The 26,464-nt window shown below is 46.1% G+C and carries 29 protein-coding genes; all 29 read right to left on the bottom strand.

Going from position 1 to position 26,464, the window contains the following annotated elements; translation table 11 throughout:
• Window positions 1-37: 37 nt before the first annotated feature.
• On the bottom strand, window positions 38-811 hold the full coding sequence (locus UQW94_RS12020) for a VacJ family lipoprotein (RefSeq protein ID WP_005380523.1): 774 nt from the start codon (window positions 809-811) through the stop codon (window positions 38-40).
• 216 nt (window positions 812-1,027) lie between these two features.
• Window positions 1,028-2,242: a c-type cytochrome biogenesis protein CcmI gene (ccmI, locus tag UQW94_RS12015; protein WP_054575506.1), complete on the bottom strand. Its 1,215-nt coding sequence runs from the start codon at window positions 2,240-2,242 to the stop codon at window positions 1,028-1,030.
• Window positions 2,242-2,727, bottom strand: a complete 486-nt coding sequence (locus UQW94_RS12010) for a cytochrome c-type biogenesis protein (RefSeq protein ID WP_005380519.1) — start codon at window positions 2,725-2,727, stop codon at window positions 2,242-2,244. Before UQW94_RS12010 ends, ccmI begins: the two co-directional genes overlap by 1 nt.
• Complete coding sequence (locus tag UQW94_RS12005) at window positions 2,724-3,278, bottom strand: DsbE family thiol:disulfide interchange protein (protein ID WP_005380518.1); 555 nt, start codon at window positions 3,276-3,278, stop codon at window positions 2,724-2,726. Before UQW94_RS12005 ends, UQW94_RS12010 begins: the two co-directional genes overlap by 4 nt.
• A gap of 1 nt (window position 3,279) precedes the next feature.
• Window positions 3,280-5,256: a heme lyase CcmF/NrfE family subunit gene (locus UQW94_RS12000; protein WP_053349548.1), complete on the bottom strand. Its 1,977-nt coding sequence runs from the start codon at window positions 5,254-5,256 to the stop codon at window positions 3,280-3,282.
• The gene (ccmE, locus tag UQW94_RS11995) at window positions 5,253-5,738 is read right to left on the bottom strand and encodes a cytochrome c maturation protein CcmE (RefSeq protein ID WP_005380516.1); all 486 of its coding nucleotides are present in this window, start codon (window positions 5,736-5,738) and stop codon (window positions 5,253-5,255) included. Before ccmE ends, UQW94_RS12000 begins: the two co-directional genes overlap by 4 nt.
• Window positions 5,735-5,941, bottom strand: coding sequence for a heme exporter protein CcmD (ccmD, locus tag UQW94_RS11990; RefSeq protein ID WP_005380515.1), 207 nt, complete (start codon window positions 5,939-5,941; stop codon window positions 5,735-5,737). The genes ccmE and ccmD overlap by 4 nt, the downstream gene beginning before the upstream one ends.
• A gap of 11 nt (window positions 5,942-5,952) precedes the next feature.
• Window positions 5,953-6,696: a heme ABC transporter permease gene (locus tag UQW94_RS11985; protein WP_005380513.1), complete on the bottom strand. Its 744-nt coding sequence runs from the start codon at window positions 6,694-6,696 to the stop codon at window positions 5,953-5,955.
• A gap of 109 nt (window positions 6,697-6,805) precedes the next feature.
• A complete protein-coding gene (gene ccmB / locus UQW94_RS11980) occupies window positions 6,806-7,474 on the bottom strand; it encodes a heme exporter protein CcmB (RefSeq protein ID WP_005380512.1) in 669 nt (222 codons plus the stop codon).
• Between the two features lies 1 nt (window position 7,475).
• On the bottom strand, window positions 7,476-8,093 hold the full coding sequence (gene ccmA / locus UQW94_RS11975) for a cytochrome c biogenesis heme-transporting ATPase CcmA (RefSeq protein ID WP_005380511.1): 618 nt from the start codon (window positions 8,091-8,093) through the stop codon (window positions 7,476-7,478).
• Between the two features lie 290 nt (window positions 8,094-8,383).
• Window positions 8,384-8,878 (bottom strand): DUF2802 domain-containing protein, encoded by a 495-nt coding sequence (locus tag UQW94_RS11970; protein ID WP_025998721.1) that lies wholly within the window; start codon window positions 8,876-8,878, stop codon window positions 8,384-8,386.
• Window positions 8,879-8,891: 13 nt separating this feature from the next.
• Window positions 8,892-9,386 (bottom strand): chemotaxis protein CheW, encoded by a 495-nt coding sequence (locus UQW94_RS11965; RefSeq protein ID WP_005380507.1) that lies wholly within the window; start codon window positions 9,384-9,386, stop codon window positions 8,892-8,894.
• Window positions 9,387-9,421: 35 nt separating this feature from the next.
• On the bottom strand, window positions 9,422-10,528 hold the full coding sequence (locus UQW94_RS11960; protein WP_322142245.1) for a chemotaxis protein CheW: 1,107 nt from the start codon (window positions 10,526-10,528) through the stop codon (window positions 9,422-9,424).
• Window positions 10,518-11,297, bottom strand: coding sequence for a ParA family protein (locus tag UQW94_RS11955; RefSeq protein ID WP_176311123.1), 780 nt, complete (start codon window positions 11,295-11,297; stop codon window positions 10,518-10,520). The genes UQW94_RS11960 and UQW94_RS11955 overlap by 11 nt, the downstream gene beginning before the upstream one ends.
• Before the next feature lie 8 nt (window positions 11,298-11,305).
• A complete protein-coding gene (locus UQW94_RS11950; protein WP_025767174.1) occupies window positions 11,306-12,418 on the bottom strand; it encodes a protein-glutamate methylesterase/protein-glutamine glutaminase in 1,113 nt (370 codons plus the stop codon).
• A 29-nt stretch (window positions 12,419-12,447) separates the two neighbouring features.
• Complete coding sequence (locus UQW94_RS11945) at window positions 12,448-14,688, bottom strand: chemotaxis protein CheA (protein WP_017635948.1); 2,241 nt, start codon at window positions 14,686-14,688, stop codon at window positions 12,448-12,450.
• 9 nt (window positions 14,689-14,697) lie between these two features.
• Window positions 14,698-15,438, bottom strand: a complete 741-nt coding sequence (locus UQW94_RS11940) for a protein phosphatase CheZ (RefSeq protein WP_005380502.1) — start codon at window positions 15,436-15,438, stop codon at window positions 14,698-14,700.
• A 118-nt stretch (window positions 15,439-15,556) separates the two neighbouring features.
• Complete coding sequence (cheY, locus tag UQW94_RS11935; protein WP_017635949.1) at window positions 15,557-15,925, bottom strand: chemotaxis response regulator CheY; 369 nt, start codon at window positions 15,923-15,925, stop codon at window positions 15,557-15,559.
• A 45-nt stretch (window positions 15,926-15,970) separates the two neighbouring features.
• A complete protein-coding gene (locus UQW94_RS11930) occupies window positions 15,971-16,705 on the bottom strand; it encodes an RNA polymerase sigma factor FliA (protein ID WP_005380499.1) in 735 nt (244 codons plus the stop codon).
• Complete coding sequence (locus tag UQW94_RS11925; RefSeq protein ID WP_005380498.1) at window positions 16,698-17,585, bottom strand: MinD/ParA family protein; 888 nt, start codon at window positions 17,583-17,585, stop codon at window positions 16,698-16,700. The genes UQW94_RS11930 and UQW94_RS11925 overlap by 8 nt, the downstream gene beginning before the upstream one ends.
• A 14-nt stretch (window positions 17,586-17,599) precedes the next feature.
• Entirely contained in the window at window positions 17,600-19,117 is a 1,518-nt protein-coding gene (gene flhF / locus UQW94_RS11920) for a flagellar biosynthesis protein FlhF (protein WP_017635950.1), read from the bottom strand.
• A gap of 28 nt (window positions 19,118-19,145) precedes the next feature.
• Window positions 19,146-21,245, bottom strand: coding sequence for a flagellar biosynthesis protein FlhA (flhA, locus tag UQW94_RS11915; RefSeq protein WP_025998722.1), 2,100 nt, complete (start codon window positions 21,243-21,245; stop codon window positions 19,146-19,148).
• Between the two features lie 210 nt (window positions 21,246-21,455).
• Window positions 21,456-22,586 carry a flagellar biosynthesis protein FlhB gene (gene flhB, locus UQW94_RS11910; protein WP_005380490.1) on the bottom strand — a complete coding sequence of 377 codons (1,131 nt, stop codon included), beginning with the start codon at window positions 22,584-22,586 and terminating at the stop codon, window positions 21,456-21,458.
• A 3-nt stretch (window positions 22,587-22,589) separates the two neighbouring features.
• Window positions 22,590-23,372, bottom strand: coding sequence for a flagellar biosynthetic protein FliR (gene fliR, locus UQW94_RS11905; protein ID WP_005384463.1), 783 nt, complete (start codon window positions 23,370-23,372; stop codon window positions 22,590-22,592).
• Window positions 23,373-23,380: 8 nt separating this feature from the next.
• A complete protein-coding gene (gene fliQ / locus UQW94_RS11900) occupies window positions 23,381-23,650 on the bottom strand; it encodes a flagellar biosynthesis protein FliQ (protein WP_005380488.1) in 270 nt (89 codons plus the stop codon).
• 24 nt (window positions 23,651-23,674) lie between these two features.
• Window positions 23,675-24,544: a flagellar type III secretion system pore protein FliP gene (fliP, locus tag UQW94_RS11895; RefSeq protein WP_104979599.1), complete on the bottom strand. Its 870-nt coding sequence runs from the start codon at window positions 24,542-24,544 to the stop codon at window positions 23,675-23,677.
• Window positions 24,531-24,944 (bottom strand): flagellar biosynthetic protein FliO, encoded by a 414-nt coding sequence (gene fliO / locus UQW94_RS11890; protein WP_005380480.1) that lies wholly within the window; start codon window positions 24,942-24,944, stop codon window positions 24,531-24,533. Before fliO ends, fliP begins: the two co-directional genes overlap by 14 nt.
• Window position 24,945: 1 nt before the next feature.
• A complete protein-coding gene (fliN, locus tag UQW94_RS11885) occupies window positions 24,946-25,356 on the bottom strand; it encodes a flagellar motor switch protein FliN (protein ID WP_005380479.1) in 411 nt (136 codons plus the stop codon).
• Between the two features lie 58 nt (window positions 25,357-25,414).
• Window positions 25,415-26,461 carry a flagellar motor switch protein FliM gene (gene fliM / locus UQW94_RS11880; protein WP_005380478.1) on the bottom strand — a complete coding sequence of 349 codons (1,047 nt, stop codon included), beginning with the start codon at window positions 26,459-26,461 and terminating at the stop codon, window positions 25,415-25,417.
• Between the last annotated feature and the right edge of the window lie 3 nt (window positions 26,462-26,464).

Genomic DNA, 26,464 nt, shown 5'->3' with positions numbered 1-26,464 from the left:
ATATCAGGACGGGTCACTCTATTGTGAAGAACAACGCTTAAAAGTCTTCTAGATATTCATCTAAATACTCTTCTTCTTCGATGTTAACTTCTTCTACCGTTTCAACTTCTGCTTTAAAGTTTTGACGCTGGATATAAACATCGCGAGTTAGAATATATGGATCCGGCGACGAGTCTAGCTGCGCTTCTTGCGGTACTAATAAAGCACGCTTCTCCATTCCTTCAAACGCCCACTTACCCAAACTCGCCCAGAAGTTGAGATAAGAGAGGGGTAAATACGTACTATCTACGGTATCTGTCACTTCACGTAAGGTATACGGACCATAACCTGGAACCATGAAGTAAGGACCATTTCCAACACCATAGTGGCCTACTGCATCACTGAACGCTTTCTCGTCGTACTTCGTAATACCCGCGGCACTTGCAATATCGAATAAACCGAAAATACCGAACGTCGAGTTAATCCAAAAACGGTTAAAGTGGTCCACGGCTTTCGTACCATTACCCATGATTAAGTTATTAACCATGCTTGCTGGCTCATCTAAGTTCGATAAGAAGTTAGCGATACCAGAACGAATAGGAACTGGCGTGTATTCTACATACGCAAGTGATACAGGACGAACCAAATACGGATCTAAATATTCGTAGTTGAGTTCCCACATGGTTCGGTTAAAGCCTTCCAACGGGTCATACACATCAGAAGTCGTTTGATTTGTTTCTTGTCCTGTTACTGCTTCATCAGGCGCACTTGAACAGCCAACCAGTCCAACGGCTAACAGCAACAAGAAGGTAGATTTACCCTTGTTATACATTTTATTTTCCATAACGACTATTAATGTACCTAAGTCACCCCGATTAACCATTGTACGTATGTTGAGCAGGATACATAGTAAAGATGACTCAGATATGGGAATAAATAAAGGCCAGCAATCGCTGGCCTTCGGTATTCTACTCGATCGTTTAGAGTCATACCACTAAAGGCAACTGACTCTACCTCGTTGTCATGTTTCAGAGACAGATGTTAACAATTAATACTGCTGATCAATGGTCACTTCTACTGGTGCGCCAAATTCAACGACGTCACTTTCTCCGTGCCAATCTTGATCACGCGTTGCTACGTTACCGTCAGAATCTACACGCACACGGACGATTAGCTTATCGAGTGTAGATAACTTTTGCCCTTGCATCATGGCATTGCCATCATCTAATACGACTGTGCGAGGGAAAGTACCTAGCGGATAACGAGCAGCAGCCACAGGCATTGGGGAGCCATCTGAACGATGTACTGACACAATCAGAACTGCGTTTGGATCCAACTGAGCATTTGGTGCCACATTAATTGTCACAGCTACACTCTTATCCGGTGAAACCGCTTCGCCCATTTGCTTACGAGCACTCTCAATACTGCGTGACAACATCTCGTAGCGGCTATCTTCTGGACCAATCATTTGCTGCATGATTCCCCAGTACTTGATGGCTGCCGGGAAGTCTTGACGCTCAAACGCATCGAACGCTAACAAAGAAAACACACGCAGATCGACATAGTCTTGCTGCATCAGCTTGCCGAGTAATGAGCGAGCCGTCGCTTGATCCATTTCCTCTTGAGACAGCATCAGAGCTTGTGCATAACCCAACATCACATCTGGGTCTTTTGGCTCTAGGCGGTACGATTTTTCCATAGCATCGATAGCTGTGGTGACATCACGATTTGCTAACGCAATACGACCTAGCAGTAACCAACCTGTCGAGTCTTCCGGCTGGTAATGTAAGCGAGTTCGAAGGGCAAGGGTCAAATCCGCCATTTCATCGTCACTCAGCGGCTCAGAAGAAGCCGACATCAGCTTTTTCGATAACTCAGGTAGATTTGCAGACACTTCTTGCCATTGAACAATATCGTCTGACGCGCCAAATTTATAATACAAACCATAGCTCAGCACCACCGTCAGAATTACCGATGGAACTAAAACCGCGATTGGAGAAACCTTGGTTTCTTTTTGCGCTTTATCACCAGGGATATCGTCAAGCAGTGATTGCTTTAGATCAGAAATCAGTTCGTCTTCACTTTCAACTAGACCTTCGTCAGTTTCTTCTGCAAGCTCAGATAGTCGGTCTTTATAAAATGCCTTGTTAAGCTCATCGCGTAACACATCATCATTGTTCGCTTTTTGTTTAAGCAGCGGCAAAGCCACCAGCGCACAAGCAATAAGCGTGAGAACAACGGTGGAAATCCAAAATAGTGTCATTACTTCTTATCTCCGTTGTTCTCTTCTTCAAGCAATGCTTTTAAACGAGCTTCTTTTTGCTCATCCCATTGCTCGTCACTGCTCGCTTTTGCCTTAACTTTAGATTTACGGCTACGCAGTACAATCAAACCAAAACCACCCAGTACTACAGCGAGTGGCCCTAGCCACAAAATCGCAGTCGCGACCGTAAATGGTGGGTTGTAAGTCACGAAGTTACCGTAACGGGCGATCATGTAATCAACAATCTCATCTTTGGACTTACCTTCTTTGGTCATTTCGTACACCTTATGGCGTAAGTCCTGAGCAAGTTCAGCGTTAGAATCCGAGATCGTGTTGTTCTGACATTTAGGGCAACGGAGCGTATGGCTTAACTCTTTGAACTGCTGTTCTTGTTCCAAATTATCAAACTCGTACACTTCAATGGCCGCATGAGCAGCAAGAGATAATGTCATCGCAGCAAAAACGGCAAGAATTAGCTTTCTCATTGCTTCGCCTCCTCAACCAATTTGTTGTAAAGCGGCTCCAGTGTTTCTGACCAATTACGTGGGTTTACATCCCCTACATGGCGATAGCGAATCACACCATTTGCATCAATAATGAATGTTTCTGGAGCACCATAAACACCAAGGTCAAGGCCAAGCATACCACTGCCATCAAATAGGCTGATCAAGTACGGGTTGCCGAGATCATTCAGCCAACCTATTGCTTTATTACGATCATCTTTGTAATTCATACCGATGATCTTAACGCCCTTACCCGCCAATTCGTTTAGGTATTTATGCTCTGCATAACACGTTGGGCACCACGTTGCCCAAACGTTCAAGAGCAACGGTTCACCTTTAAAAATTGATTGGTCGTACTGTTTTCCAGGCTCAGCCAGATCTTCTAAATGAAATTCAGGAACTGGCTTACCAACCAAAACCGACTCCAATTTAGTTGGATCATCGCCCTCTTGGTTACGCATTAATTGGGTTGCGAAAATGCCCGCTAGAATCATGAAAGCGACAAGCGGAATAAATAAGATTTTCTTATTCATGTTATGCCTCCTGCTCTTTTGACTTCGCGTTTTTCTTCGGCGATTTACGGAAGCGGTAGCGTTTATCAGAAATCGCTAGTGCGCCGCCTAATGCCATAATCAAAGAGCCAGCCCAAATCCAACGAACGAACGGTTTATAGTAAATACGAACAGCCCAAGATCGGTTGTCGTCTAAACGTTCACCCATTGCAATGTATAGGTCGCGGCTAATACCACGGTCAATGGCTGCTTCAGTCATCATAGACTTAGCCGTACGGTAGAAGCGCTTCTCTGCGTGAAGCGTATTCACGTATTTGCCATTGTGTGTGATCTCAAAGTCTGCGATGTAGCCATCGTAGTTTGGACCATCTTTATCACGCAAGCCTGAGAAGTAGAAATCATAACCTTGAATTTGGAAGTGTTCGCCAGGTGCTAAACGTACATCTCGCTCGATGCTGTAGTTCTGTACCATCGCAATACCGATAACAGATACCGCCAGACCAACATGACCCAACATCATTGCCCAGTGGCTACGTTGCAGCTTGCGAACACCTTCACTAAAGCTATGACGGTGCGTTGCTCGCTCGTACAATTCAAAGCCATGCATCGCAATAATCCAAATCGCCATCACCCAACCAATGTAAGCCATGGTTGAGAAGAAATCGGCAAACAGGTACACGCATAGCGCGGCCAAAGCGAAAGCAAGCACACCTGAAACGAGCATTGGTTTCACAAGTTTAGATAAACTGTCTCGCTTCCAGCGAATAAGAGGACCAATACCAAGCAGAAAAGCAAATGGCATCATTAACCACGCAAATAGCATGTCAAAGAATGGCGCACCGATAGAGACCGACCCCAAACCAAGCTGCTTGTGTACGAGCGGCAACAGTGTCCCCACTAACACCACAACAAGAGCGGCGATAAGTAATACGTTGTTGGCTAAGAGCGCATTTTCACGTGAGACTAAGTCGAAGTTACCTCGTACACGCACTGCTGCCCCTTTTACGGCAAACAGCAATAAAGAGCCACCGATAACGAAAACGAGGAAGCCTAGAATAAACATACCGCGCGACGGGTCAGACGCGAACGCGTGCACCGATACTAAAATACCGGAACGGACTAAGAAGGTGCCCAACAAACTCAACGAAAATGCAGAGATTGCCAATAGTACCGTCCACGCTTTAAATGTGCCGCGTTTTTCTGTCACGGCAAGAGAGTGCATTAATGCGGTACCCGCTAACCAAGGCATGAATGATGCGTTTTCTACTGGGTCCCAGAACCACCAGCCACCCCAGCCAAGTTCGTAGTAAGCCCACCAAGAACCCAGTGCGATACCAAGTGTTAAAAATACCCATGCAGCGGTTGTCCAAGGACGAGACCAACGAGCCCAAGCCGTATCAAGGCGTCCGGTCATTAGGGATGCGATCGCAAAAGAGAATGCAACCGAGAAACCAACATAGCCCATGTAAAGCATTGGCGGGTGAACAATCAAACCAGGGTCTTGAAGCAGAGGGTTCAAGTCACGTCCGTCAACCGGGAAGAACGGTAACGTACGTAGGAATGGGTTCGACGTTAGGATGATAAACAGTAGGAAACCCACTGAGATCATGCCCATAACAGCAAGTACACGTGCAACCGACTCTTGCGGCATACCACGACTAAACGTCGCTACAGCGACAGTCCAAGCAGCTTGGATTAACACCCATAGCAACAGTGAACCTTCGTGCGCACCCCATACTGCGGTTAAACGGTAGTACCAAGGAAGCTGACTATTCGAGTTGCTCGCTACATACTGTAACGTGAAGTCGTTGGTATAAAATCCCCAACATAAAATGGCGAAAGAGAACAACAGCATCAGGAACATAGACCAAGATAGCGGTCGCGCTGTGTTCATGAGCATGGTGTTATTATTCGATGCTCCCCACAATGGCAATACGCTCAACAGCACTGCCATTGCAAGCGAAAGAATGAGAGCAAAGTGACCGATTTCAGCAATCATTGGCCGCTTCCTTGTTTCTGTTCGGTGCTGTATTGAAGCGGTTCATGCGTTTTTTTCATCGCTTCTGCAATTTCTGGTGGCATGTATTCTTCATCGTGCTTCGCTAGGACCTCAAATGCCTCAACTGTCGTGGCATCTTTCAGTACACCTTGAGCAACAATACCCTGCCCTTCACGGAACAAGTCAGGAAGAATACCGTCATAGGTAATCGTCACTTTCGGACCGACATCGTGCAGGTCAAAACTCACTTTCAAAGAATTAGGATCTCGACGAACTGAGCCCACAACCACCATTCCACCGATACGCAGACGCTGGCCTACTTCTGGCTTGGTGCCATCTGGCTTACCATTAACCAATTCCGTTGGAGTATAGAAAAGGTCCATATTTTGATTAAGCGCATAAAGTATCAAACCAATGGTGGCACTAATACCGATAAAGATCGCTAGTACAATACCTAGCCTCTTTTTACGTCTCGGGTTCATAAGGTGTTCTCCATGTTCTTCGCTGCGTCGATACGAGCTTGACGGTCAATTTTTGCTTTCACTTCTTTCAATAATGCATCACCGCGGCGAAGGCTAGTGATCAGAAGAATCAGCATGGATAAGAAAGTAATACCAAACGCACTCCATACGTATGATGCGTAGCCACCCATGGCAAAAAAGTCGCTCAGAGATTCAAAATGCATAATCAGTTACCTCACTGAGTTTGTTCTGTTGCGAGTTTGCGCACCCAAGGGCGGTGACTTTCTTTACTGATGATTTCGTTACGAAAACGGACCATCGTCACGGCACCAAAGAAGAACGCAAAGCCAAAGATGTTCAGCAATAACGGCCAAAGCATGTCGGATGAAATAGAAGGTTGTTCAAATTTCGTGATCGTCGCACCTTGATGAAGCGTGTTCCACCATTCCACGGAAAAGTGAATGATAGGTAGGTTTACTACGCCTACGATCGCTAAGATACCAGCGGCTTTTGCGGCGGTTTTTTGATCGTCAAACGCATGGTAAAGCGCAATCACACCAAGGTAGAGAAATAGAAGAATCAATTCAGATGTAAGACGGGCATCCCATACCCACCAAGTGCCCCACATAGGCTTGCCCCAAACAGCACCTGTAAGTAGAGCAATAAAAGTAAATACTGCACCAATCGGAGCCATCGCAAGTGCCGCCATATCAGATAGGCGAACTTGCCATACTAGGCCAATAAATGCAGCAATCGCCATCGACATATAAACGCCCATAGACCAAATAGCTGATGGGACATGAATGTAGATAATTCGGAAACTGTCACCTTGTTGGTAATCTGAAGGCGCAAATGCAAGCCCCCAAACCGTACCAACCGATAAGCATACGAGGGCCAATACAGAAAACCAAGGCAGAAACTTACCACTCAAACGATAAGCTGCTTCTGGCTTGGCATAAGGATGTAGCCATTTCCACATGTTTTGTTCTCACTCTTACTTCAGGGACACTGTCTAAAGGGTTGAGACCGTAGCAGTGCTTTAATAATAATTCTTTGATCAAGCGCCGCTTCATTGGCACTTTATTGAGTTAGTTAACACTAACTCGCAATGCGGCACTAATGGCAAAAGGCGTTAATGTCATCGCCCCCATTAGCATCGCACCTAAAATCGCTAGTTGACCGTTATACGCCATACCGAGTGCGGCAGCATCAATTGCCGATGTTGCGAAAATCAAAATTGGGATGTAGAGCGGAAGAATAAGCAAACTCAAAAGAACGCCACCCTTTTGCAACCCAACAGTCAACGCCACACCAATGGCGCCAATAAAACTTAGTGTTGGTGTACCGATCATCAAGGTTAATACAACCGATAGCCAAGTATTGAAGTCGAGCGAAAGTAAAACCGCCAATAATGGGCTAATTAAAATCAGAGGTAACCCTGTTAACAACCAATGTGCTATGACCTTTGAAACCACGACAAGTTGCAATGGAATCGGCATTAGCATCATTTGTTCTAGTGCACCGTCTTGAAAATCATCACGAAATAGACGCTCTAATGATAATAAGGCGGACAGCAATGCGGCAACCCAAACGATGCCCGCTGCAATACGTGCTAACAAATTAGGTTCTGGTCCAATACTCAGAGGAAAGAGAGTAATGACAATAATAAAGAACCACAGCGGGTTCAGAATGTCTGCCTGACGGCGAAATGCGATTAGGAGCTCACGACGAATGATGGTGGTCATCGAGGAAATCATATCAGTCACCCAGCTTTATTTTTCTAAGTTTCGGGCTGTCCGCAAACATATCTTGATGCGTCGTCAACACAACAATACCGCCATTATCAGCATGACTTGCGAACAAAGATTCAAGCACCTTGACGCCTTGCTTATCAATGGCAGTCAACGGCTCATCTAAAATCCATAAAATTTGCTTACTGAGCCATAACCTTGCCAATGCGACTCGTCGTTGCTGACCTGCGGAAAGTTGTGCTACAGGCACATCTTCTCGACCAGCTAATCCTACTTGAGTCAAAGCGATAAAGATTTCTTCGTCTGAAGAGCGATTATTTTGAATAGATTGATAAAAACGTAAGTTTTCTAATGCGGTAAGCTCTCGTTTCACTCCTGTTTGATGTCCTAAGAAAAGCAGATCTTGATGGAAAACATCACGAGATTTTTCAACCTCTTCGCCTTTCCATTTAATGACACCTTCTTCTCTATCACCTAACCCTGTCACAATCCGTAGCAATGTAGTTTTACCAGTACCATTACGCCCTTCGATCTGGACCAATTCACCAGGCTTAATTTCAAACTGCAGGTTTTCAAACAGAACCCTTTCATCACGGATTGCTGTCAGGTTAGACACTTCTAACATAGAGCTTCAACTAAAAAATGAACGAGCCGCTATATTAGCACAGCTTAGTTATGACAAAACAGGATAAGAGGGCTAGGTTACATGTAAGTTCATGTATTTTTGTTAATTAATCATCACACTTTAATAAAATTAACTATAAGTAGTTATAAGCGCTCATTTTGAATTTGAGAGGCCAGAACTAAGAGCAAGATCGACTGAAGGTTATCTAGGGTTGTATTTAAGAAGAGCATTAGCGGCTAAAAACAAAAAAAGAGGCGTAATAACGCCTCTTTTTTATCGCTTGATAACCTTTAGCGTCGACGACGTCCACGCGCTGGATATTCTGCGTCATCTGATGGCTGACCACTTAATGGTGGAATCTTCTCTTTCCCTGCCAGTTTCTTCTGCAGTGAAAGCATCAACTCAGCTTCGGCTTTTGGTAGTTCGCACTCTTCAATCAGCTCGTTGATATCAGCGCCAAGCTGTACCATTTTAGAAGCGCGACTGTACAAGCGACCATCAGTATCAGCGTGTTCGAGTTCGCGAATTCTCTCGTTTAAGTGCTGAATAATGTCTTGTTGCTCCGTCACTTTTTGTCCAAGACCAACGACAACCGAGCGCACTTCGAGTAACTGCTTACTCAACTTTTGCACTTCTTTATCTGCGTGTCGAGATTGAGCTCGTTGTTGATCTAACTGCTTTTGTAACCCCGAGCGAATCCGCAGTTGCAAAACAACCAATACCAACACGATAAAAGCGACGCCACCCGCAAGGAATGGGGCAGATAAAAGAGTCTCTTCAGCCATCATCATTCAGCCATTAAAGGTGAGCCATCTCGTCCCACTCGTCATCTGTTAGCAGCTTGTTCAAATCCACAAGGATAAGAAGCTTGCCGTCACGGTTGCTCACACCCTGGATGAACTTCGCACTCTCGTCGGTACCAACTGAAGGCGTCGTATCAATTTCAGAAGAACGCAGATAAACGACTTCTGCCACGCTATCTACTAAGATACCGATCACTTGACGCTCAGACTCGATCACAATAATACGAGTGTTGTCGGTGACTTCGCCTTCCATCAGGCCAAAACGTGAACGTGTATCGATAACAGTAACTACATTACCGCGTAGGTTGATGATACCAAGTACATAATCTGGTGCACCTGGAACAGGGGCAATTTCAGTATAACGAAGTACTTCACGAACTTGCATTACGTTGATGCCGTACGTTTCTTCTTCTAGCTGGAACGTCACCCACTGAAGAACTTCGTCATTCGATGCATCTTTCTTCACTTCTACTTCAAAAGCTTGAGACATAGTTAATCCTCGTTAATGTCGTTCCCGACTTAAATCTAATTCAGTGATTTGACATCTAAACCGGCGTTTAGCATGTCAATGAGCGCCTGGACATGAATTAAGGCACACATTTTTTCTTTTACCATGCCCGCTAGCCAAGGGCGTTTACCCGCCTGCTCACGCCAGCGAACCTTGTCGATATTAAGCGTTTCAGTCCCCATTAATTGGTTACTGGCCAACCCCCACATGCTCTCACCAAGCATGACGACATATTGGTAGTTATCTTTATAGCTATCATCACGAAGCTTATCTGCCATCACCCATTTCGCGGTATCGATGACATCAAACTGCTGCTCGCGATTTGTTTGTAGCCCCAAATACCAGGCGGGTTTTCCTATCAAATGGTTAAGCTCGCTAATGCGATGAATACCACCTAACTCATCAAGAGGTACAGCAAACGTGACACCATTCACATCAAAGTAAAGAACTTGGAAGTCCTCACTTCGCTTCGTGCTTTCCCAGACCGTTGGTATATCGGAATCTGCTTGTGTTTCGAGTTCAGTATCGACGTTCGCTTCTATATTGATACTTTGTTCGATCACTGCGTGAGGTTCATCCACCTCTGGTTGCGCTTCCTCAAAAACTGGCTCATCAATCACCCAGTCCTGTATTTCCTCAACACCCTGAAGCTCAGGCACCTCACTAAAGGTTTGTACCTCAGGCTCAGCCGCTTTTATCTCTGCTGCAATATCAATCGTATTTTGTTCAAGAATACTATCAATATCCAACTCAGCCACTGGGTTGCTTGCTTCAAGCTGACTTAATAGCCTTTGAACATCTTCCAGGTTTGGAGCTTCCAACTCTGGCGGATATGTTTCTTGAAACTGGTACGTTTCTGGCTCCGAGTATTGTAGCTGTAATTCTGGCTCTGGCTCTGGCTCTGGCTCTGGCTCTGGCTCTGGCTCTGGCTCTGGCTCTGGCTCTGGCTCTGGCTCTGGCTCTGGCTCTGGCTCTGGCTCTGGCTCTGGCTCTGCAGATGATACCTCTTGAGCCAACAGGTCAAGGTCTTCCTCAAGAGTCGTTATTTCAGTTTCATCATCCAGTAATGCATTAAAGTAGTCATCAAGTGCTTGTTCACTGGACAGCACATCATTACTGCTCATCGAACGCCAACCTCTCCAGGTAAATCAGTAGCTGTTTATAGGCAAACACACCACGGCTACTAGATGCAAAATGCGAAGCTGGCAAGTGCTTTAAACTGGCATCGCGGAACTTGGTATCAATAGGCACCGCTGAGGTCCACACTTGATTTGGGTAATCTTTTTTCAGTTGCATCAATGTCTGCAATGACGCTTTCGTGCGCTTATCGTACATGGTTGGGACGATAGTCACTTTGAAACCGCCCGGGCGAGATTTTTGCATAATAGTTAGCGTACGCATCATGCGCTCTAGACCTTTCATCGCCAAAAACTCTGTTTGAACAGGAATCAAAATTCGGTCACTGGCTGCCAACGCGTTCACCATCATCACGCCAAGGATTGGCGGACAGTCAATCAACACATAGTCATAGTCTTGTGAGACAGTTTGCAGCGCCCGTTTTAAGATTAATCCCATACCACTGCGATTACCCATTACGCGATCAAGCGTGGCAAGGGACATATGCGCGGGAATGATATCCATTCCTTCCAGCTCTGTTTCTAAAATCAACGGCTTAACCGTCTCACGAGAAAACGTCTTCAACTGGAATAAATCAAATAGGCTCGAAGTTACTGCATCAGGATCATAACCGAGATAAGTAGTCAGTGAGGCGTGAGGATCAGTATCAACCATCAATACTCGATGGCCTTTCTGGCTCAATAAGCCCGCCAATGTCACTGTTGAGGTGGTTTTACCCACGCCTCCTTTCTGGTTAGCTACACTCCAAACAATCATGATGAATCCTAAGCTAGGCCAACTTCCACCAACATGCGTTCAGCAATGCGGTCAAGCGGTAAATCTTCTGAAGAAATGCCTGCTTTAGCAACCGCTTGGGGCATGCCATAAACAACACAACTTTCTTCATCTTGTGCCCAAATTGTTGAGCCTGCAGACTTCAACATGCGAGCGCCCTCACGACCGTCTGCACCCATGCCTGTCAACACTAAAGAGAGCACTTTGTCGCCATATACTTTTGCGGCAGAACCAAAAGTCACATCCACACATGGTTTGTAGTTCATGCGGTCGCCGCCATCAATAATGCGAAGACGAGCAGCGCCCGCTCGTCCATCCACCATCATTTGTTTCCCACCTGGTGCAAGGTATGCCACACCGGGCTGTAACACATCGCCATCTTGTGCTTCTTTCACTTGAATCTTACACAAGGTGTTCAAACGACTGGCAAACGCAGCAGTAAACGTTGCTGGCATGTGTTGAATCAATACAATCGGATGCGGATAGTTCATCGGCAAACGCGTCAGAATTTTTTGTAGAGCAACGGGGCCACCTGTTGATGTGCCAATTGCCGTCAGTTGATACTTCTTACCAGAAGCACGGTACTTTGTCGCAGCAGGTCGAGTTGGTGTTGGAGTCACAGGTGAAGCCGTTCTTGAACCTAATGATCGAGTAGTCGTGCTGGTACTCGCTGTTGGGCGAGCGATAGGTCGACGCATGAAAGCGCGCTTCGAGGCAATCTGAATCACACGCTGTTGAAGTAATGACACCGCTTCTTCACGGTTACGCGCAATGTCCTCAAACTTTTTCGGTAAGAAGTCCAATGCGCCCGCATCTAGCGCATCAAGCGTAGCTTTCGCCCCGTCGTGGGTCAGGGACGAAAACATTAGAATTGGCGTTGGAGCAGCGGCCATTATTTCACGTACAGCTGTAATGCCATCCATCACTGGCATTTCAATATCCATCGTGATGACGTCAGGTTTGAGAGATTTGGCTTTCTCAACCGCCTCTCTACCATTTACCGCAACGTCAATCACTTCTAGGCGCGATTCTGAGTTGATGATTTCGCTCACGCGACGTCGGAAAAAACTCGAATCATCAACGACTAGTACTTTAATCGCCATCTTATTCCTTTTAATAACGTCAGCTTTGCTTAAAGGCGTGAAGCCGCAGCGTATCGCTTAAGTAAATCAGGCACATCTAGAATTAATGCAATGTGGCCATCGCTAGTAATTGTCGCACCAGCCATACCTGGAGTGCCCTGTAATAGATTATCGAGTGGCTTAATAACCACTTCTTCTTGACCAATAAGCGTATCCACAACAAAACCAACGCGTTGGTTACCAATCTGTACAATCACCACGTGACCGTGACCAGTACGCTCTTGGACGTTTTGCGATTTGGATGCTAACCAGTTTTGTAAGTAAAATAGCGGGATAGATTTCTCACGTACAATGATCGTCAGCTGACCATCTACCACGTTTGTACGGCTAAGATCTAAGTGGAAAATTTCACTCACCGAAGCCAGTGGTAGAGCAAACGGATGACCGCCAACACCAACCATCAGAGTCGGTAAAATCGCTAACGTTAGTGGTACTTTGATCGTAATCTTAGTGCCCTTGCCTAGCTCAGAATCGATATCGATTGAACCGTTTAAGGTATTGATCGCCGTCTTAACCACGTCCATACCCACACCACGACCAGAGATGTCAGAAATTTTATCTTTACTTGAGAAACCAGGTGCGAAGATAAGGTTGAAGCACTCTTTATCTGTTAAACGTGCCGCCGCATCTTCATCCATCATGCCACGCTTCACCGCGATGCCACGCAGTTTGTTCGGGTCCATACCGCCACCATCATCTACGATGGATAGTTCAATATGGTCCCCTTCTTGCGATGCTGACAAAATCACTTTACCTGTGCGTGATTTGCCGGCCTTCGCGCGTGCGTCTGGCATTTCAATACCGTGATCAACCGAGTTACGTACCAAGTGAATCAACGGATCGGCCAATGCTTCTACAAGGTTCTTATCGAGATCGGTTTCTTCACCGCGCATTTCTAGCACGATGTCTTTATTTAGGTTACGAGCCAAGTCACGGACAACGCGCGGGAAACGGCCAAACACTTTCTTAATTGGCTGCATACGCGTTTTCATTACCGCGCCTTGTAGATCCGCAGTTACCACATCAAGGTTAGCGACCGCTTTGGACATCTCTTCGTTGTCGCTATTCAAACCAAGGCTTAATAGGCGGTTTCGAACCAATACGAGCTCACCCACCATGTTCATGATGGTATCAAGCGTCGAGGTATCAACACGAACGGTTGCTTCAGCCTGAGGTTTTTTAACCGCTGGTGCTTTAGCTTCTTCTTTTACGGCGACTGGTTTAGATTCTGGCTTTGGTGCTGGCGCTGTTTGAACGGGTGCTGGCTTAGCAACAGGCTCAGGTTTCGCAGGGCTTTGCTCTACGTTTGCTGAAGCAGGCTTCGTTGCCATATCCAATTCTTCTAGCGTTGGACCTTTACCTGAACCATGTAGCTCATCGAGTAACTTTTCGAACTCTTCGTCCGTCATTAAGTCACTGTCTTGATTTGATGAAGATGACACTGGAGCGGAAGGCTCTGCCGCTTTAGGTGGCTCTACTGGTACGGATGCAGATGCAGCAGCCTCTGCCGTAGAAGGGCTTTTTCCTACACCGTGCAGTTCATCGAGTAAACGTTCAAACTCATCATCAGTGATATCACCACTTTCAACTGATGGCGCACTCGATTGAGGCGGTTCAGATGGCGTTGTAGATGTCGCAGACATTGAGGCGCCTGGCGCTGAACCTTTACCATGAAGCTCATCAAGTAGCTTTTCGAATTCGTCTTGGGTAATTTCATCAACAGAGCCGACACTTGATGGTGCTGACGGCGCAGCAGGTTCTTCGATGATAGGCTCGGGAATAATAGGCTCTGGAGTAGCCACTGGTTCTTCAACTACGGTTGCCGCTACTTCATCTTCTGACTCAGGTTTGCATAGACGATGAAGTTCTTCAAGAAGCTCAGGGTCCGCAGCTTCTAACGGCTCACGATCTTGAACAGCCTGGAACTGGGTATTAACCGTATCCAAGGCTTTTAGCATCGTATCCATTAAGTTTTGCGTTACCGTGCGTTGACCGTTTCGTAAAACGTCGAACACGTTCTCCGCACCATGACAAGTATCGACTAGCTCTGCCAATGAAAGGAAGCCGGCACCGCCTTTTACGGTATGAAACCCGCGGAAAATAGCATTAAGTAAGTCTTTGTCTTCTGGGTTATTTTCCAATTCAACCAACTGCTCAGAAAGCAGCTCGAGAATTTCCCCAGCCTCAATGAGAAAGTCCTGAAGAATATCTTCGTCTAAATCGTAGCTCATACGTTACCTTTAAAATCCAAGACTGGACAACAAGTCATCGACTTCGTCCTGCGATGAAACCGCATCTTCTCTCAGTTCTGGATGAAGAATCGGGCCTTCGGCTTCGCTTGTTTGTGTATTCTTTTTATCTGCCGGTTCTGACAAAACTTGAATATGTTCTTCAAGTTTATTTCCAGAGAATACGGTTAGGATTTCCACTAAGCGGCCTTCAACTTCATTAACCAACGTAATTACGCGGCGAATGATTTGGCCAGTTAGGTCTTGGAAGTCTTGCGCCATGAGAATTTCGGTCAATTGGCCGCGCAATTCAGTGCTGTCACCTTCGACTTGCACTAATAGCCCGTCGATTCGGTGACACAGTGCTTTAAATTCGCTTAATTCTATGCGCCCGTGCATGAGTTCATTCCATTGAGGACGAACTTTTAGAAGGCAATCATGCAGGTTATCAGCGATAGGAAGGCAGCAGTCGACCGCATCCATTGTTTTGTTGGCTGCAAGCTCTGTCTTCTCGATCACATAATTGAGACGATCCCTAGCGTTAGGGATTTCGTCTTTCGCAATTTCGGTCATGCGCTGATCGAGACTGAACTGCTTGAGTGATTCGTGAAGGTCTCGAGTTAACGCTCCAATTTCTTGCAGCATTGGGTTATCGGCACCTTCGTAGATCGAGGCAACAAGCATATTGGCTTGGTCTTGTTCCCCGTTTTCTAGCATTTGAACGAGTGACTTCGCCTGCTCTAGTGAGATCATTCTGAATAGACCCTTTTACGTTTAGTTCTTCTTATCACTTTGAAAACGCTAAACGAGTCATTTAATAGGTATTTAATAATTGGTATGAATGACTCGAATAACAAAGAGAAAGAGAGAGTTATAAACGCTCGAAAATTTTATCTAATTTTTCTTTTAATGTTGCAGCAGTAAATGGCTTAACAATGTAGCCGTTTACACCTGCTTGAGCAGCTTCAATGATCTGCTCACGCTTCGCTTCAGCCGTGATCATTAGAACTGGCAGATGCTTAAGTTCTGCATCCGCGCGGATGTGTTTAAGCAAATCGATGCCTTGCATACCTGGCATGTTCCAGTCAGTTACAACAAAATCGAAGTCACCTTTTTTCAGCATTGGTAATGCGGTTAAACCATCGTCCGCTTCTTGAGTGTTATTGAAACCCAAGTCACGAAGCAGGTTTTTAACAATACGGCGCATTGTTGAGAAATCATCAACAATAAGGATCTTCATGTTTTTATTCAAAATTGCCTCCACTGAATCGTAAAATCAGTGTTTTTAGTCATTTTGTGTCCACGCACTGAGCTTGGTACGTAAACGTTGCATCGCTTGACTCAGTATTTGACTTACGCGAGATTCGCTTACGCCTAACACATCGCCAATTTCTTTCAAATTGAGTTCTTCATCATAATAAAGCGAAAGAACCAAAGCTTCACGCTCTGGAAGCTGTTTTATTGATTCAACCAGTGCTTTTCGAAATGATTCATCAACTACCCCTTTGAATGGGTTGCTGTCATCGGTTTCATCCGCCGGTGAAATCACATCATCAGAAACGCCTAAATCTTCAATACCGACTAATTTTGAGCAGTTGATATCGGTAAGAGCACTATGATATTGATCCAGTGTCATACCGAGATGCGTGGCTACTTCAGAATCAGTAGGATCTCGATTTAATTCGCCTTCCAGCTCCGCAATCGCTTGGTTAATCTCTCGATTATTTTTATGAACAGAACGCGGTACCCAATCGCCTTTACGCATGTCATCTAACATTGCGCCACGAATACGGATACCTGCATAAGTTTCAAAGCTCGCACCTTTAGAACCATCATAATTCTGCTGAGCTTCGATAAGACCGATCATGCCGGCCTGAATTAAATCCTCTACCTGAACACTCGGCGGTAAACGGCCTAGTAGGTGGTGAGCAATGCGCTTAACCAACACTGAATAACGTTCAATGAACGCCTGCTGGCTATTAAATTTGCCATGTTGGTCATAGGTTATCGCTTTATTCACCAAAAGGGTCCTCTGCGAATTCGGTACGATTTAGCAACCTTTCCACAAAAAATTCCAAGTGTCCACTTGGTGTTTTTGGTAGTGGCCACGTCAACGCTTTGTTTGCTAGTGAGCTGATAGCTAAAGCGGCAGGCGAGCGTGGGAACGCATCAACGACAATTTTTTGTCTTTTTACAGCCTGTCGTACTTTATCATCTAATGGAATACATGCTACGAGTTCAAGGCTAACATTCAAGAATCGCTCTGTGACTAGTGTCAACTTTGCAAACAATTCTCGCCCTTCACGGTAGCTTCTGACCATATTTGCTACAACTTTAAAGCGTTGAACTTGGTGTTCTTTACTCAACAGCTTGATTAATGCATAGGCATCTGTGATTGACGTCGGTTCATCACACACAACTACAACCACATCTTGAGCTGCTCGCGAAAAACTGATTACCATGTCAGAGATACCAGCAGCGGTATCAATCAGCAGGACATCCATTTCGTCTTCAAGACTACCAAATGCTCGGATGAGTCCGGCATGCTGAGCGTGAGAAAGCTCTGTCATGCTCTGTGTGCCAGAAGTTGCAGGAATTATCTTTATACCATAAGGCCCTTCGACAATCGCATCTTTTAGCTCACATTCACCCGCTAAGACATGTCCTAGATTACGTTTTGCACGAATTCCGAGCATCACGTCCACATTGGCCAGACCTAAATCAGCGTCGAGAACCATCACCTTCTTGCCTTGGCGAGCCATACAAATCGCCAGACCCAGTGTTACGTTTGATTTCCCCACACCACCTTTGCCGCCAGTAACAGCAATCACTTTGGTCAACGATGGTTGTGTTAAGCGACGGAGGCCGCTTGCTTGATCGTGTATCATATTCTCAGTCATAGTAGTCCGCCGCCTTAGAGTCCTTCACTGTCACTGTTCCAAAAGTGAGGTTCGTTCTCTGTCGACTTCTCTAACAGTTCATTTGCTTTCGCAAGCATATATTTTGGTTGCGCTATCACAATGTCTTCTGGTACGCGCTGACCATTAGCGATGTAAGCTACTGGCATTGCGTTTTGAATCACTACACTGATGAATTCGCCTAGGCTTAATGACTCATCAAGCTTCGTCATAATACAACCCGAAAGTGGTATACGTCGGAAGTGATCCAGCGTTTCTTGTAGAACACGACGTTGTGCGGTAGCCGGCAAAACAAGGTAGCTGTGGATCACTTCTCCGCTCTCTTGCATTAGAGTGTCGAGCTGCTCGGAAAGCCTCACATCTCGTTGCCCCATCCCTGCCGTATCGACCAAAATCAGTCTTCTGTTTCTTAGCTGATATATAACATCGGCTAACTCGTTAGAATCTTTAGCAACTCTTACGGGACAACCCATGATTCTTCCGTAAATTGAGAGTTGCTCATGTGCACCTATGCGATATGTATCTGTTGTCACAAGGGCCACATTGTCGGCACCGTATTCCATGGCTGCGCGTGCTGCGAGTTTCGCTACGGTTGTTGTTTTCCCAACCCCCGTCGGACCCAACAATGCGACTACGCCACCACGTTTTAAAATGTCCTGTTTAGGAATATTGATTTGATCCGCCACCAGCGACAATAACGCTTTCCATGCTCGCGCTGGCTTTGTATCTTCCGGGATATAACAGGCCATCTGGTCTGCTAACTCCGGAGAAACGCCCATTCGCTCTAAGCGCTTAATCAGCATAGCTCTTAGCGGCTCACGGCGTTCTACTTCTTGCCACATCAGGCCAGAAACTTGGTGCTCCAACAGACGACGAATTGACGTCATCTCTTCGCGCATGCTTTCTAGCTCATCGGCCGATTCGTCACGCTCATCACTTGGGCGACGTCGGTCATAGCGCGTCGGGTCCAGCTTGGGCGTCGGACGTTCAAATCGATTGTCCTGTGCGATTAGCTTCGCCAAAGGTGAATCTGGTTGATATGGCGCTGGCTTTTCTTGGTTGTAGCCGTCGCGATGCTTATTTTGGCGTTGCAGCAAAGCAGAGAGCGAATCTTCATTTTCCGCTACGTGGTCGTCAGCATCTGCTGCACCACCGCTATATTGCTTAAGCATATTAGCGAATCGCTGTGTCATTGAGCCTGTTTTTTCATTGTTACTGTTATTACTGTTCAGGCTAATTTTATCTTCATCTAAATGACGATCTTGGTAACGATCAGCAGAAGACGATGACATTTGACGATGTTCGTTATAGCGATTCGATTGAGAAGCACCGCGATTTTGCTGTGACGCTGCGCTTGCTTGAGGCGGATTAGATTCACTATCTATCGCCGCAACAATCGCTACTCCACCAGCCACTTTCTTGTTTGACATGATCACCGCTTCCGCGCCTAACTCCTCTTTCACTTGGAGCAGCGCCGTTCTCATGTCTTTGGCAAAAAATCGCTTTATTTTCAAACTATGAATCCATTAATGATGCGTGAGATCAGTTACCCACGGCTTGCACAATTCTGATCTGTTTTTCATCCGGGATTTCTTGGTAAGACAGTACCCGGAGATTAGGTATTGTGTTCTTCACAAATTTCGCCAACGTCGAGCGTAATACACCAGAAGTAAGCAGAACGGCAGGTTCGCCTTTCAGTTCTTGTTCCTGTGTCGCTTGGCTTAGTGAAGACTGCAATCGCTCAGCGAGTCCCGGTTCAATCCCCGCGGATTCGCCTCCTGATGCTTGCATAGTTTGATGCAATATTTGTTCCAGTTCAGGTATCAAAGTAATCACTGGTAACTCAGGCTCTATACCATTGATTTCTTGAACAATTAGACGTTTAAGACTAATTCGAACTGCTGCCGTCAATATGTCAGCTTCTTGACTCTTACTTGAGTACTCAGCCAAAGTTTGAACAATCGTGCGAATATCGCGGATTGGAATGGCCTCGTTTAACAAGTTTTGTAGGACTTTCACCACCACACCTAATGGTAATTGGTCAGGAACAAAGTTCTCGACTAACTTAGGCGCGCTGCGTCCCAACATTTCTAATAAATTCTCTACTTCTTCATGACCAATTAGCTGTGATGCGTTGTTGGTCAATAGCTGGCTTAGGTGCGTCGCTAATACCGTTGATGAATCAACAACCGTATAACCCAGAGCCTGCGCGTGCTCACGCTGATCTTCTCGGATCCATACGGCTTCCAGTCCAAAAGCAGGGTCAATGGTTGGCTCACCATCAATCATGCCATACACCTGACCTGGGTTAATCGCTAGCTCTTGATCCGGACGAATCTCTGCTTCGCCCACCGCAACCCCCATCAATGTAATTCGGTAACTGTTTGGGGTCAGCTCAAGATTGTCACGAATATGAACCGCAGGAATTAGGAACCCAAAATCTTGCGATAACTTTTTACGCACGCCTTTTACGCGCTCTAGCAGTTCCCCACCTTGGTCTCTGTCCACCAAAGGGATTAAGCGATAACCGACTTCCAAGCCAATAATATCGACTGGCTGGACGTCATCCCAAGACAGTTCGCGCTGTGAGGAAGGTTCTGTACCTTCGTCTGCTGTTGCTGGTAAAGCGGGCTCTTTCGCTTTCTGCTTCTGCCGTTTGTCGATGAAATATGCCGCTGCACCGGCCGCGACTGCCAGGCTCAAAAACGCAAAGTGTGGCATGCCCGGTACGATGCCCATCACACCAAGAATAGCCGCAGTAATCATCAGCGCTTTTGGGTTGTCGAACATCTGGAAGACCAGTTGTTCCCCCATGTCTTCATCGGTGTTTTGGCGCGTCACCATCATTGCCGCTGCAATCGACAGCAATAGCGATGGGATTTGTGCGACCAAACCATCACCGATTGTCAGTAAGGTATAGATTTCAATCGCTTCACCGAAACCCAATCCATACTGCGCCATACCGATCGACAAACCGCCGACGATGTTGATAAACAGAATCAAAATACCGGCAATCGCGTCACCTTTTACGAACTTCGAGGCACCATCCATCGAGCCATAGAAATCCGCTTCTTTGGTCACTTCAAAACGACGAACTCTTGCCTGCTCTTGGTCTATCAATCCGGCATTCAAGTCGGCATCAATCGCCATTTGCTTACCCGGCAACGCATCAAGCGTAAAGCGAGCACTTACCTCAGAGATACGACCCGCACCTTTGGTCACCACCATAAAGTTGATGATCATTAAGATGAGGAAAACCACTAGGCCGACCGCGTAGTTACCACCAATAACGACGTTACCGAACGCCTCAATTACGTTACCTGCCGCATTACCGCCTTCATGACCATGCAGTAAGACGACACGAGTCGAGGCAACGTTCAAAGCCAAGCGGAGCAACGTGGCGATCAGCAATACCGTTGGAAAAGCAGCGAAGTCCAAAGGGCGACGTGTGTAAACGGTCACTAACAACACCACCATCGACAGCGCGATGTTAAAGGTGAAGAACATATCCAGCAAAAATGCTGGAATCGGCAGTACCACCATCGCTAGGGTGGCCAAAACCATCACCGGAGCACCAATAGCTGGCATTTCACGTTGAGGGATTCGTGGCAATTTATCTGCAAACGGCAGGCTTAACTTCATACTGCGAGAGATCTCAATCGATTGAAGCGTCACGTAAGCTCTTACTATTAATACGCGACCGCTTTAGCCTAAAAGTTTAGGTAGGGTTGATAATTAAAGCGTTTTAAGCAATCTATGTACCATAATTAGCGCCAAAATAATGACTAAACACTCAAATAGAGCTTAGCTTTTGATCAAACGAACTTTTTTAAGGCTTTACCGCTTTTCGTATCAATGACGGTGCTCGGGCGGGATTGGCAAATCATAATCTTGAATTTTCGGGCGCTGTCCACCTCGTTTTCGGTATTGCTTCAATTGGAATACAAATGCCAAAACCTGAGCGACGGCAGTAAATAACCCATCGGGGATCTCTTGCTCGAGCTCTGTCGTGTGGTACAACGCACGAGCCAAAGGTGGTGCGGGCACAATCGTAATGTCATGTTCGCGGGCGACTTCTCGAATCTTCATCGCCATGTGGTCAGTACCTTTAGCGATCACGACTGGCGCACGGTCTGTCTTCTGTTTATAACGAAGCGCTACCGAGAAGTGCTCTGGGTTAGTAACAATAACATCAGCTTGAGGAACGTCCGCCATCATTCGACGTTGAGCCGCTTCCCTTTGCAACATACGAATACGGCCTTTCACTTCCGGCTTACCTTCAGTCTCTTTGTATTCGTCTTTGACTTCTTGCTTGGTCATTTTTAACTGATCGGCGTGCTGCCAAATTTGAAATGGAATATCGATGGCAACCACAATCAATAGCGAGCAACTGATCAGCAAAATAAAGTTCAGCAAAATATCTAAAGCATGGAAGATGTTTTGCGGATACACATCCATGCTCAATTGAATCAGATCGGCCTGTGATGCTTGGATCAAATAGATGGCGACACCAGTGACCAGAACCACTTTAAGGATTGATTTGATCAACTCTACCCAGCTTTGCATTCCAACCATTCGCTTTAAGCCGCTAAGCGGATTCATTTTCGACAGCTTGGGCATGGCCGCTTGGGCAGAAAAACTGATTCCTCCCACACCTGCTGCTCCAATCATGGCGGCGGTAAACAATGTCGCTAACACCAAAAATAGTGGGAACAACAAATCACTCATCGCGCCCAAAGCGATATCAAACAGTTTTGCAGTATCGAAAATCTCTTCTCGTTGAAGATCAAATAAACGGCTCATGATGGAAAACAATGAACGTGCTAACGCCTCGCCAAACCACATCAATGAAATGGCGCCAACGATCAGCACAGATGCTGATGCAAGCTCTTTAGATCGAGCGACCTGCCCCTTTTCTCTGGCTTGTTGTAACCGTCGGGGCGTGGCTTCTTCGGTGCGTTCCTGACCGTCTGATTCTGCCAAATCTTAGCACTCCAAGCGAATAAGCCGACAAATCTGCGCCTCACCCACTGTCCAGAACATTTCATAATGACTGTATAGACCAGCCAGTATGTACCAACAAAGTAATAGACCCACCATCAAAGCAAAAGCAAAACCAAGCGAGAAGATATTCAGCTGTGGTGCGGCACGGGTCATTACACCAAACGACAAGTTAATGGTCAGTAGCGCAATAATGCCAGATAGAGACATACTCAGTGCCGTTTGGAACATAATACCAAGCCAGCCTGCCATTTCACGGAAATCAACCGCGTTGAGCGAGCCGGAGCCAATCGGCAAAGTTTTAAAACTGAACACCACCAATTGCAGCATTTTTAAGTGTCCATCGGTGGCAAGGAAAAACATTGTCGTTAAGAACATGAATAACTGGCCAAGCAATGGCGTGTTCTGACCATTTGCGGGATCAACCATAGAAGCAAAGCCCAAACTTGATTGCATACCCAATATTTGACCAAGTAGGACAAAGGTTTGAATCATAAATTGAGTAACCATACCCATCGCTATGCCGATGATCATTTGCTCGGCAATGGTCATGAAGCCACGAAACGAGAGTAGCTCAATGTCTTGAGGTACAGCGGGGATGGCTGGCATGACAGCGAAAGTGATGGCTAAACCGAGGTAAAGGCGGATTCTTGGCGAAACAAATCGGGCCCCGGTTACTGTCATCACCATCAACATGGATGAGATACGAACATAGGGCCAGAAGTAGTTTGCGATCCAATCTAAGACAACGCTAGTGGGGTACTCCATAGGCGCCTCTAATAAAGCACCTGAGGTAAGCGTTCAATCAAGCCATAGAAATATTCCATCAACATTTGCGTCATCCAATGCCCAAACAGCATCAGGGCCAAAAGCGTGACAATCAAACGCGGTAAGAAGCTCAATGTTTGTTCGTTGATGGATGTCGCAGCTTGAAAAATCGCAACTACAAGGCCGATCAGCAAGCTTGGGATGATAATAGCGCAGACCATGATAAGCACCATCCAAAGTGCTTCACGGAAAAGCTCGACAAACATTTCTGGTGTCATGTCTTATCCTCTATCTGCGCTTATCTAAAGGGCAAAGCTGCCCGCAAGTGTCGAGAGTATCAAGTTCCAACCATCGACCAATACGAACAACATCAACTTGAACGGCAACGAAACAATCATTGGTGACAACATCATCATACCCATTGCCATCAGTACCGAAGCGACTACAAGGTCAATAATCAAAAACGGCAAGAAGAGCATAAAGCCAATTTGGAATGCAGTTTTTAGCTCTGAGGTGATAAAAGCCGGAATCAACACCGCCATCGACACATCTTCTGGATTCTCGACTTGCTCTCCTGACATGGTTACGAACGTCTCCAAATCTTTGATTCGGGTCTGCTTAAGCATAAATGCTTTCATTGGCGCTTGTGCAGCATCAAACGCTTCTCGCGCCGTAACTTGCTCGTTCAAATAAGGCTGAACAGCTTTGTCGTTGATTTCGTTCAGGACAGGAGACATAACAAAAAAGGTCAAAAACAGCGCAATACCAATAATGACCTGATTAGAAGGCGTTTGTTGCAAACCCATTGCCTGACGCAATATCGACATCACCACCACAATTCGAGTGAACGAGGTCATCAGAATCACCATGGCAGGCAAGAAGCCAAGCATGGTCATTAACGCTAAAATTTGTAGTGTAACCGAGTAGTCTTCACTGCCATCAGGGTTCGTGGTCATGGTGAATGCTGGAATACCACCGCCACTAGAAACGGACATAGCACGGCTAGCACCAGTATCACTTTGCATAGCCTGAACTGTAACACCACTTCCATCGGCTAAGTTATCTGGCAGCGCTGACTCCTCTGCTTCAGCAAAGGTAAATGAAGAAAACAGCACGCCGACAAAAAGTAACGACGTACTCAGGAGCAAACGAATTGGATTACCCTTTGTCATGTTTTTTGATCAGCTGGCTAAATTGAGTCGCAAAAGCATTGGTCGCCAACTCTTCCTCTTTCAGTGGCTTATCTAACTTGGCTAAAGTTTGGATCGATTGGCTAGTAATCCCAACCAAAAACTGTTCTTCACCCACTTGAACTACTGCGATTCTTTCTTTTGTACCCACTGGCAACTGACTCACTATACGCAAGCCCTTTTGTTGTCCCATCGCTGGCACTTGCATACGTTTCAGCAACCAAGCCAGCAAAAGAATCACGCCGATTACAAGCACAAGCGAGCCAAGTGTCGTCGCAAGATCCAGATTATTTGGTGCGGCAGCAAATGCATAAGGAGCACTTAGCATTAAGCTCAGTGCTCCAGTGATTTGCTTCAATCGCATTTTGATTGAACGACTCATCTTAACGCAGCTTCTTAATTCGTTCAGTTTGGCTGATCACATCCGTCAAACGGATACCAAACTTATCGTTGACGACCACGACTTCGCCGTGAGCAATCAAAGTACCGTTAACCAATACGTCGAGCGACTCACCGGCTAGACGATCCAACTCAACAACCGAACCTTGGTTAAGCTGCAACAGGTTCCGAATGCTAATTTGAGAACGACCGACTTCCATCGAAATCGTCACCGGGATATCCATAATAGTGTCGAGTTTACGACGCTCATCTTCGCTAATTGGGCTTGAAGTGTCTTTTAGCTCTTCCAGTGGCGCAGCCAATACTTCATCTACGTCTACAGAAGGGGCAGACGGGTCTTCGCCAAGAGCGGCTGCCCATTCGTCTGCTAGCTTTTGATCGTCACTTGGTTCCATTTTTCTATCCTGTGTTACGCCTAACTCATGCCATAGCATGTCTGTTTAATAAGGTATCTTAATGGTCTATATCGTCTTCACTCTCAAGCTCGGACATGATGTCTTTACCTAAGAAAGCTAAATCTGTTTTGACGACATGTGGGCGCTCAATTTCCTCAGAAATTTGCACCGCTAATTTGTCTTCCGATCGACCCATTTTTACGCGATAGGTCGGTAGGTCTTCCACAAACATCGTCGCATGTTCTGGCATTTCAATCGGGATGATATCGCCCGGTTGCAGCTCCATGAGATCACGCAAAGAAATGTCTTTTTCGAGCAAGTTCACGCGGAAGTTAACCGGACAATCCATGATCTCTTCACGTAGTGCTGAGCTCCAGCGAACGTCCGTTTCCATCTTGTCAGACTGAACACCTGCGTCCAATAGTTCACGGATAGGCTCAACCATGGAGTAAGGCATAACGACATGAAAATCGCCGCCACCGCCGTCAACTTCTATATGGAATGAACTCACGACAATCACTTCTGTCGGGCTGACAATGTTTGCCATGCTTGGGTTTACTTCAGAGTCGAGATATTCGAACTCTACCCCCATCACTGGCGACCACGCTTCTTTATAATCTTCAAATACAATTTTCAGTAACAACTGAATGATGCGGCGTTCCGTTGGGGTAAATTCGCGGCCTTCGATTTTGGCGTGAAATCGACCATCACCGCCAAAGAAGTTTTCTACCAGAATAAAGACTAAACGAGCCTCCATGGTGATCAACGCAGTGCCTTTTAACGGACGAAAACGCACCATGTTCAAACTGGTTGGCACGTACAATGTGTTCTGGTATTCACCAAACTTCATCATCTGCACGCCATTGATCGACACCTCTGCCGTTTTACGCAGCATATTAAACAGACTAATACGCATGTGCCGTGCGAAGCGCTCGTTGATAAGTTCGAGCGTCGGCATTCGACCACGTACGATTCTGTCTTGCGACGAGAAATCAAAATTGACGGCACCCTCAGTGTCGTTTTCTATCGGTTCATCGACGTCATCAACATCGTCAACCCCATGCAATAGCGCATCAATTTCGTCTTGGCTTAATAGATCGGTCACGTT

This window comes from Vibrio sp. PBL-C16 (genome assembly GCF_034321865.1).
Taxonomy (GTDB): Bacteria; Pseudomonadota; Gammaproteobacteria; order Enterobacterales; family Vibrionaceae; genus Vibrio; species Vibrio alginolyticus.
This window is presented reverse-complemented; position numbering and strand designations above follow the sequence as displayed.

Bases quoted from the DNA above. Each gene is read 5' to 3' on its own strand.
- ccmB (WP_005380512.1), bottom strand. From the start codon at position 7,474: ATGATTTCCTCGATGACCACCATCATTCGTCGTGAGCTCCTAATCGCA.
- fliP (WP_104979599.1), bottom strand. From the start codon at position 24,544: ATGACAAAGGGTAATCCAATTCGTTTGCTCCTGAGTACGTCGTTACTT.
- UQW94_RS11985 (WP_005380513.1), bottom strand. From the start codon at position 6,696: ATGTGGAAATGGCTACATCCTTATGCCAAGCCAGAAGCAGCTTATCGT.
- UQW94_RS11945 (WP_017635948.1), bottom strand. From the start codon at position 14,688: ATGAGCTACGATTTAGACGAAGATATTCTTCAGGACTTTCTCATTGAG.
- UQW94_RS11940 (WP_005380502.1), bottom strand. From the start codon at position 15,438: ATGATCTCACTAGAGCAGGCGAAGTCACTCGTTCAAATGCTAGAAAAC.
- UQW94_RS12005 (WP_005380518.1), bottom strand. From the start codon at position 3,278: ATGAATAAGAAAATCTTATTTATTCCGCTTGTCGCTTTCATGATTCTA.
- UQW94_RS12020 (WP_005380523.1), bottom strand. From the start codon at position 811: ATGTATAACAAGGGTAAATCTACCTTCTTGTTGCTGTTAGCCGTTGGA.
- UQW94_RS11960 (WP_322142245.1), bottom strand. From the start codon at position 10,528: ATGAGCAGTAATGATGTGCTGTCCAGTGAACAAGCACTTGATGACTAC.
- UQW94_RS12010 (WP_005380519.1), bottom strand. From the start codon at position 2,727: ATGAGAAAGCTAATTCTTGCCGTTTTTGCTGCGATGACATTATCTCTT.
- ccmA (WP_005380511.1), bottom strand. From the start codon at position 8,093: ATGTTAGAAGTGTCTAACCTGACAGCAATCCGTGATGAAAGGGTTCTG.
- ccmE (WP_005380516.1), bottom strand. From the start codon at position 5,738: ATGAACCCGAGACGTAAAAAGAGGCTAGGTATTGTACTAGCGATCTTT.
- fliN (WP_005380479.1), bottom strand. From the start codon at position 25,356: ATGGAACCAAGTGACGATCAAAAGCTAGCAGACGAATGGGCAGCCGCT.
- ccmI (WP_054575506.1), bottom strand. From the start codon at position 2,242: ATGACACTATTTTGGATTTCCACCGTTGTTCTCACGCTTATTGCTTGT.
- fliQ (WP_005380488.1), bottom strand. From the start codon at position 23,650: ATGACACCAGAAATGTTTGTCGAGCTTTTCCGTGAAGCACTTTGGATG.
- fliO (WP_005380480.1), bottom strand. From the start codon at position 24,944: ATGAGTCGTTCAATCAAAATGCGATTGAAGCAAATCACTGGAGCACTG.
- UQW94_RS11950 (WP_025767174.1), bottom strand. From the start codon at position 12,418: ATGGCGATTAAAGTACTAGTCGTTGATGATTCGAGTTTTTTCCGACGT.
- UQW94_RS12000 (WP_053349548.1), bottom strand. From the start codon at position 5,256: ATGATTGCTGAAATCGGTCACTTTGCTCTCATTCTTTCGCTTGCAATG.
- UQW94_RS11970 (WP_025998721.1), bottom strand. From the start codon at position 8,878: ATGGCTGAAGAGACTCTTTTATCTGCCCCATTCCTTGCGGGTGGCGTC.
- cheY (WP_017635949.1), bottom strand. From the start codon at position 15,925: ATGAAGATCCTTATTGTTGATGATTTCTCAACAATGCGCCGTATTGTT.
- UQW94_RS11965 (WP_005380507.1), bottom strand. From the start codon at position 9,386: ATGTCTCAAGCTTTTGAAGTAGAAGTGAAGAAAGATGCATCGAATGAC.
- ccmD (WP_005380515.1), bottom strand. From the start codon at position 5,941: ATGCATTTTGAATCTCTGAGCGACTTTTTTGCCATGGGTGGCTACGCA.
- UQW94_RS11925 (WP_005380498.1), bottom strand. From the start codon at position 17,585: ATGACTGAGAATATGATACACGATCAAGCAAGCGGCCTCCGTCGCTTA.
- flhA (WP_025998722.1), bottom strand. From the start codon at position 21,245: ATGAAGTTAAGCCTGCCGTTTGCAGATAAATTGCCACGAATCCCTCAA.
- fliR (WP_005384463.1), bottom strand. From the start codon at position 23,372: ATGGAGTACCCCACTAGCGTTGTCTTAGATTGGATCGCAAACTACTTC.
- UQW94_RS11955 (WP_176311123.1), bottom strand. From the start codon at position 11,297: ATGATTGTTTGGAGTGTAGCTAACCAGAAAGGAGGCGTGGGTAAAACC.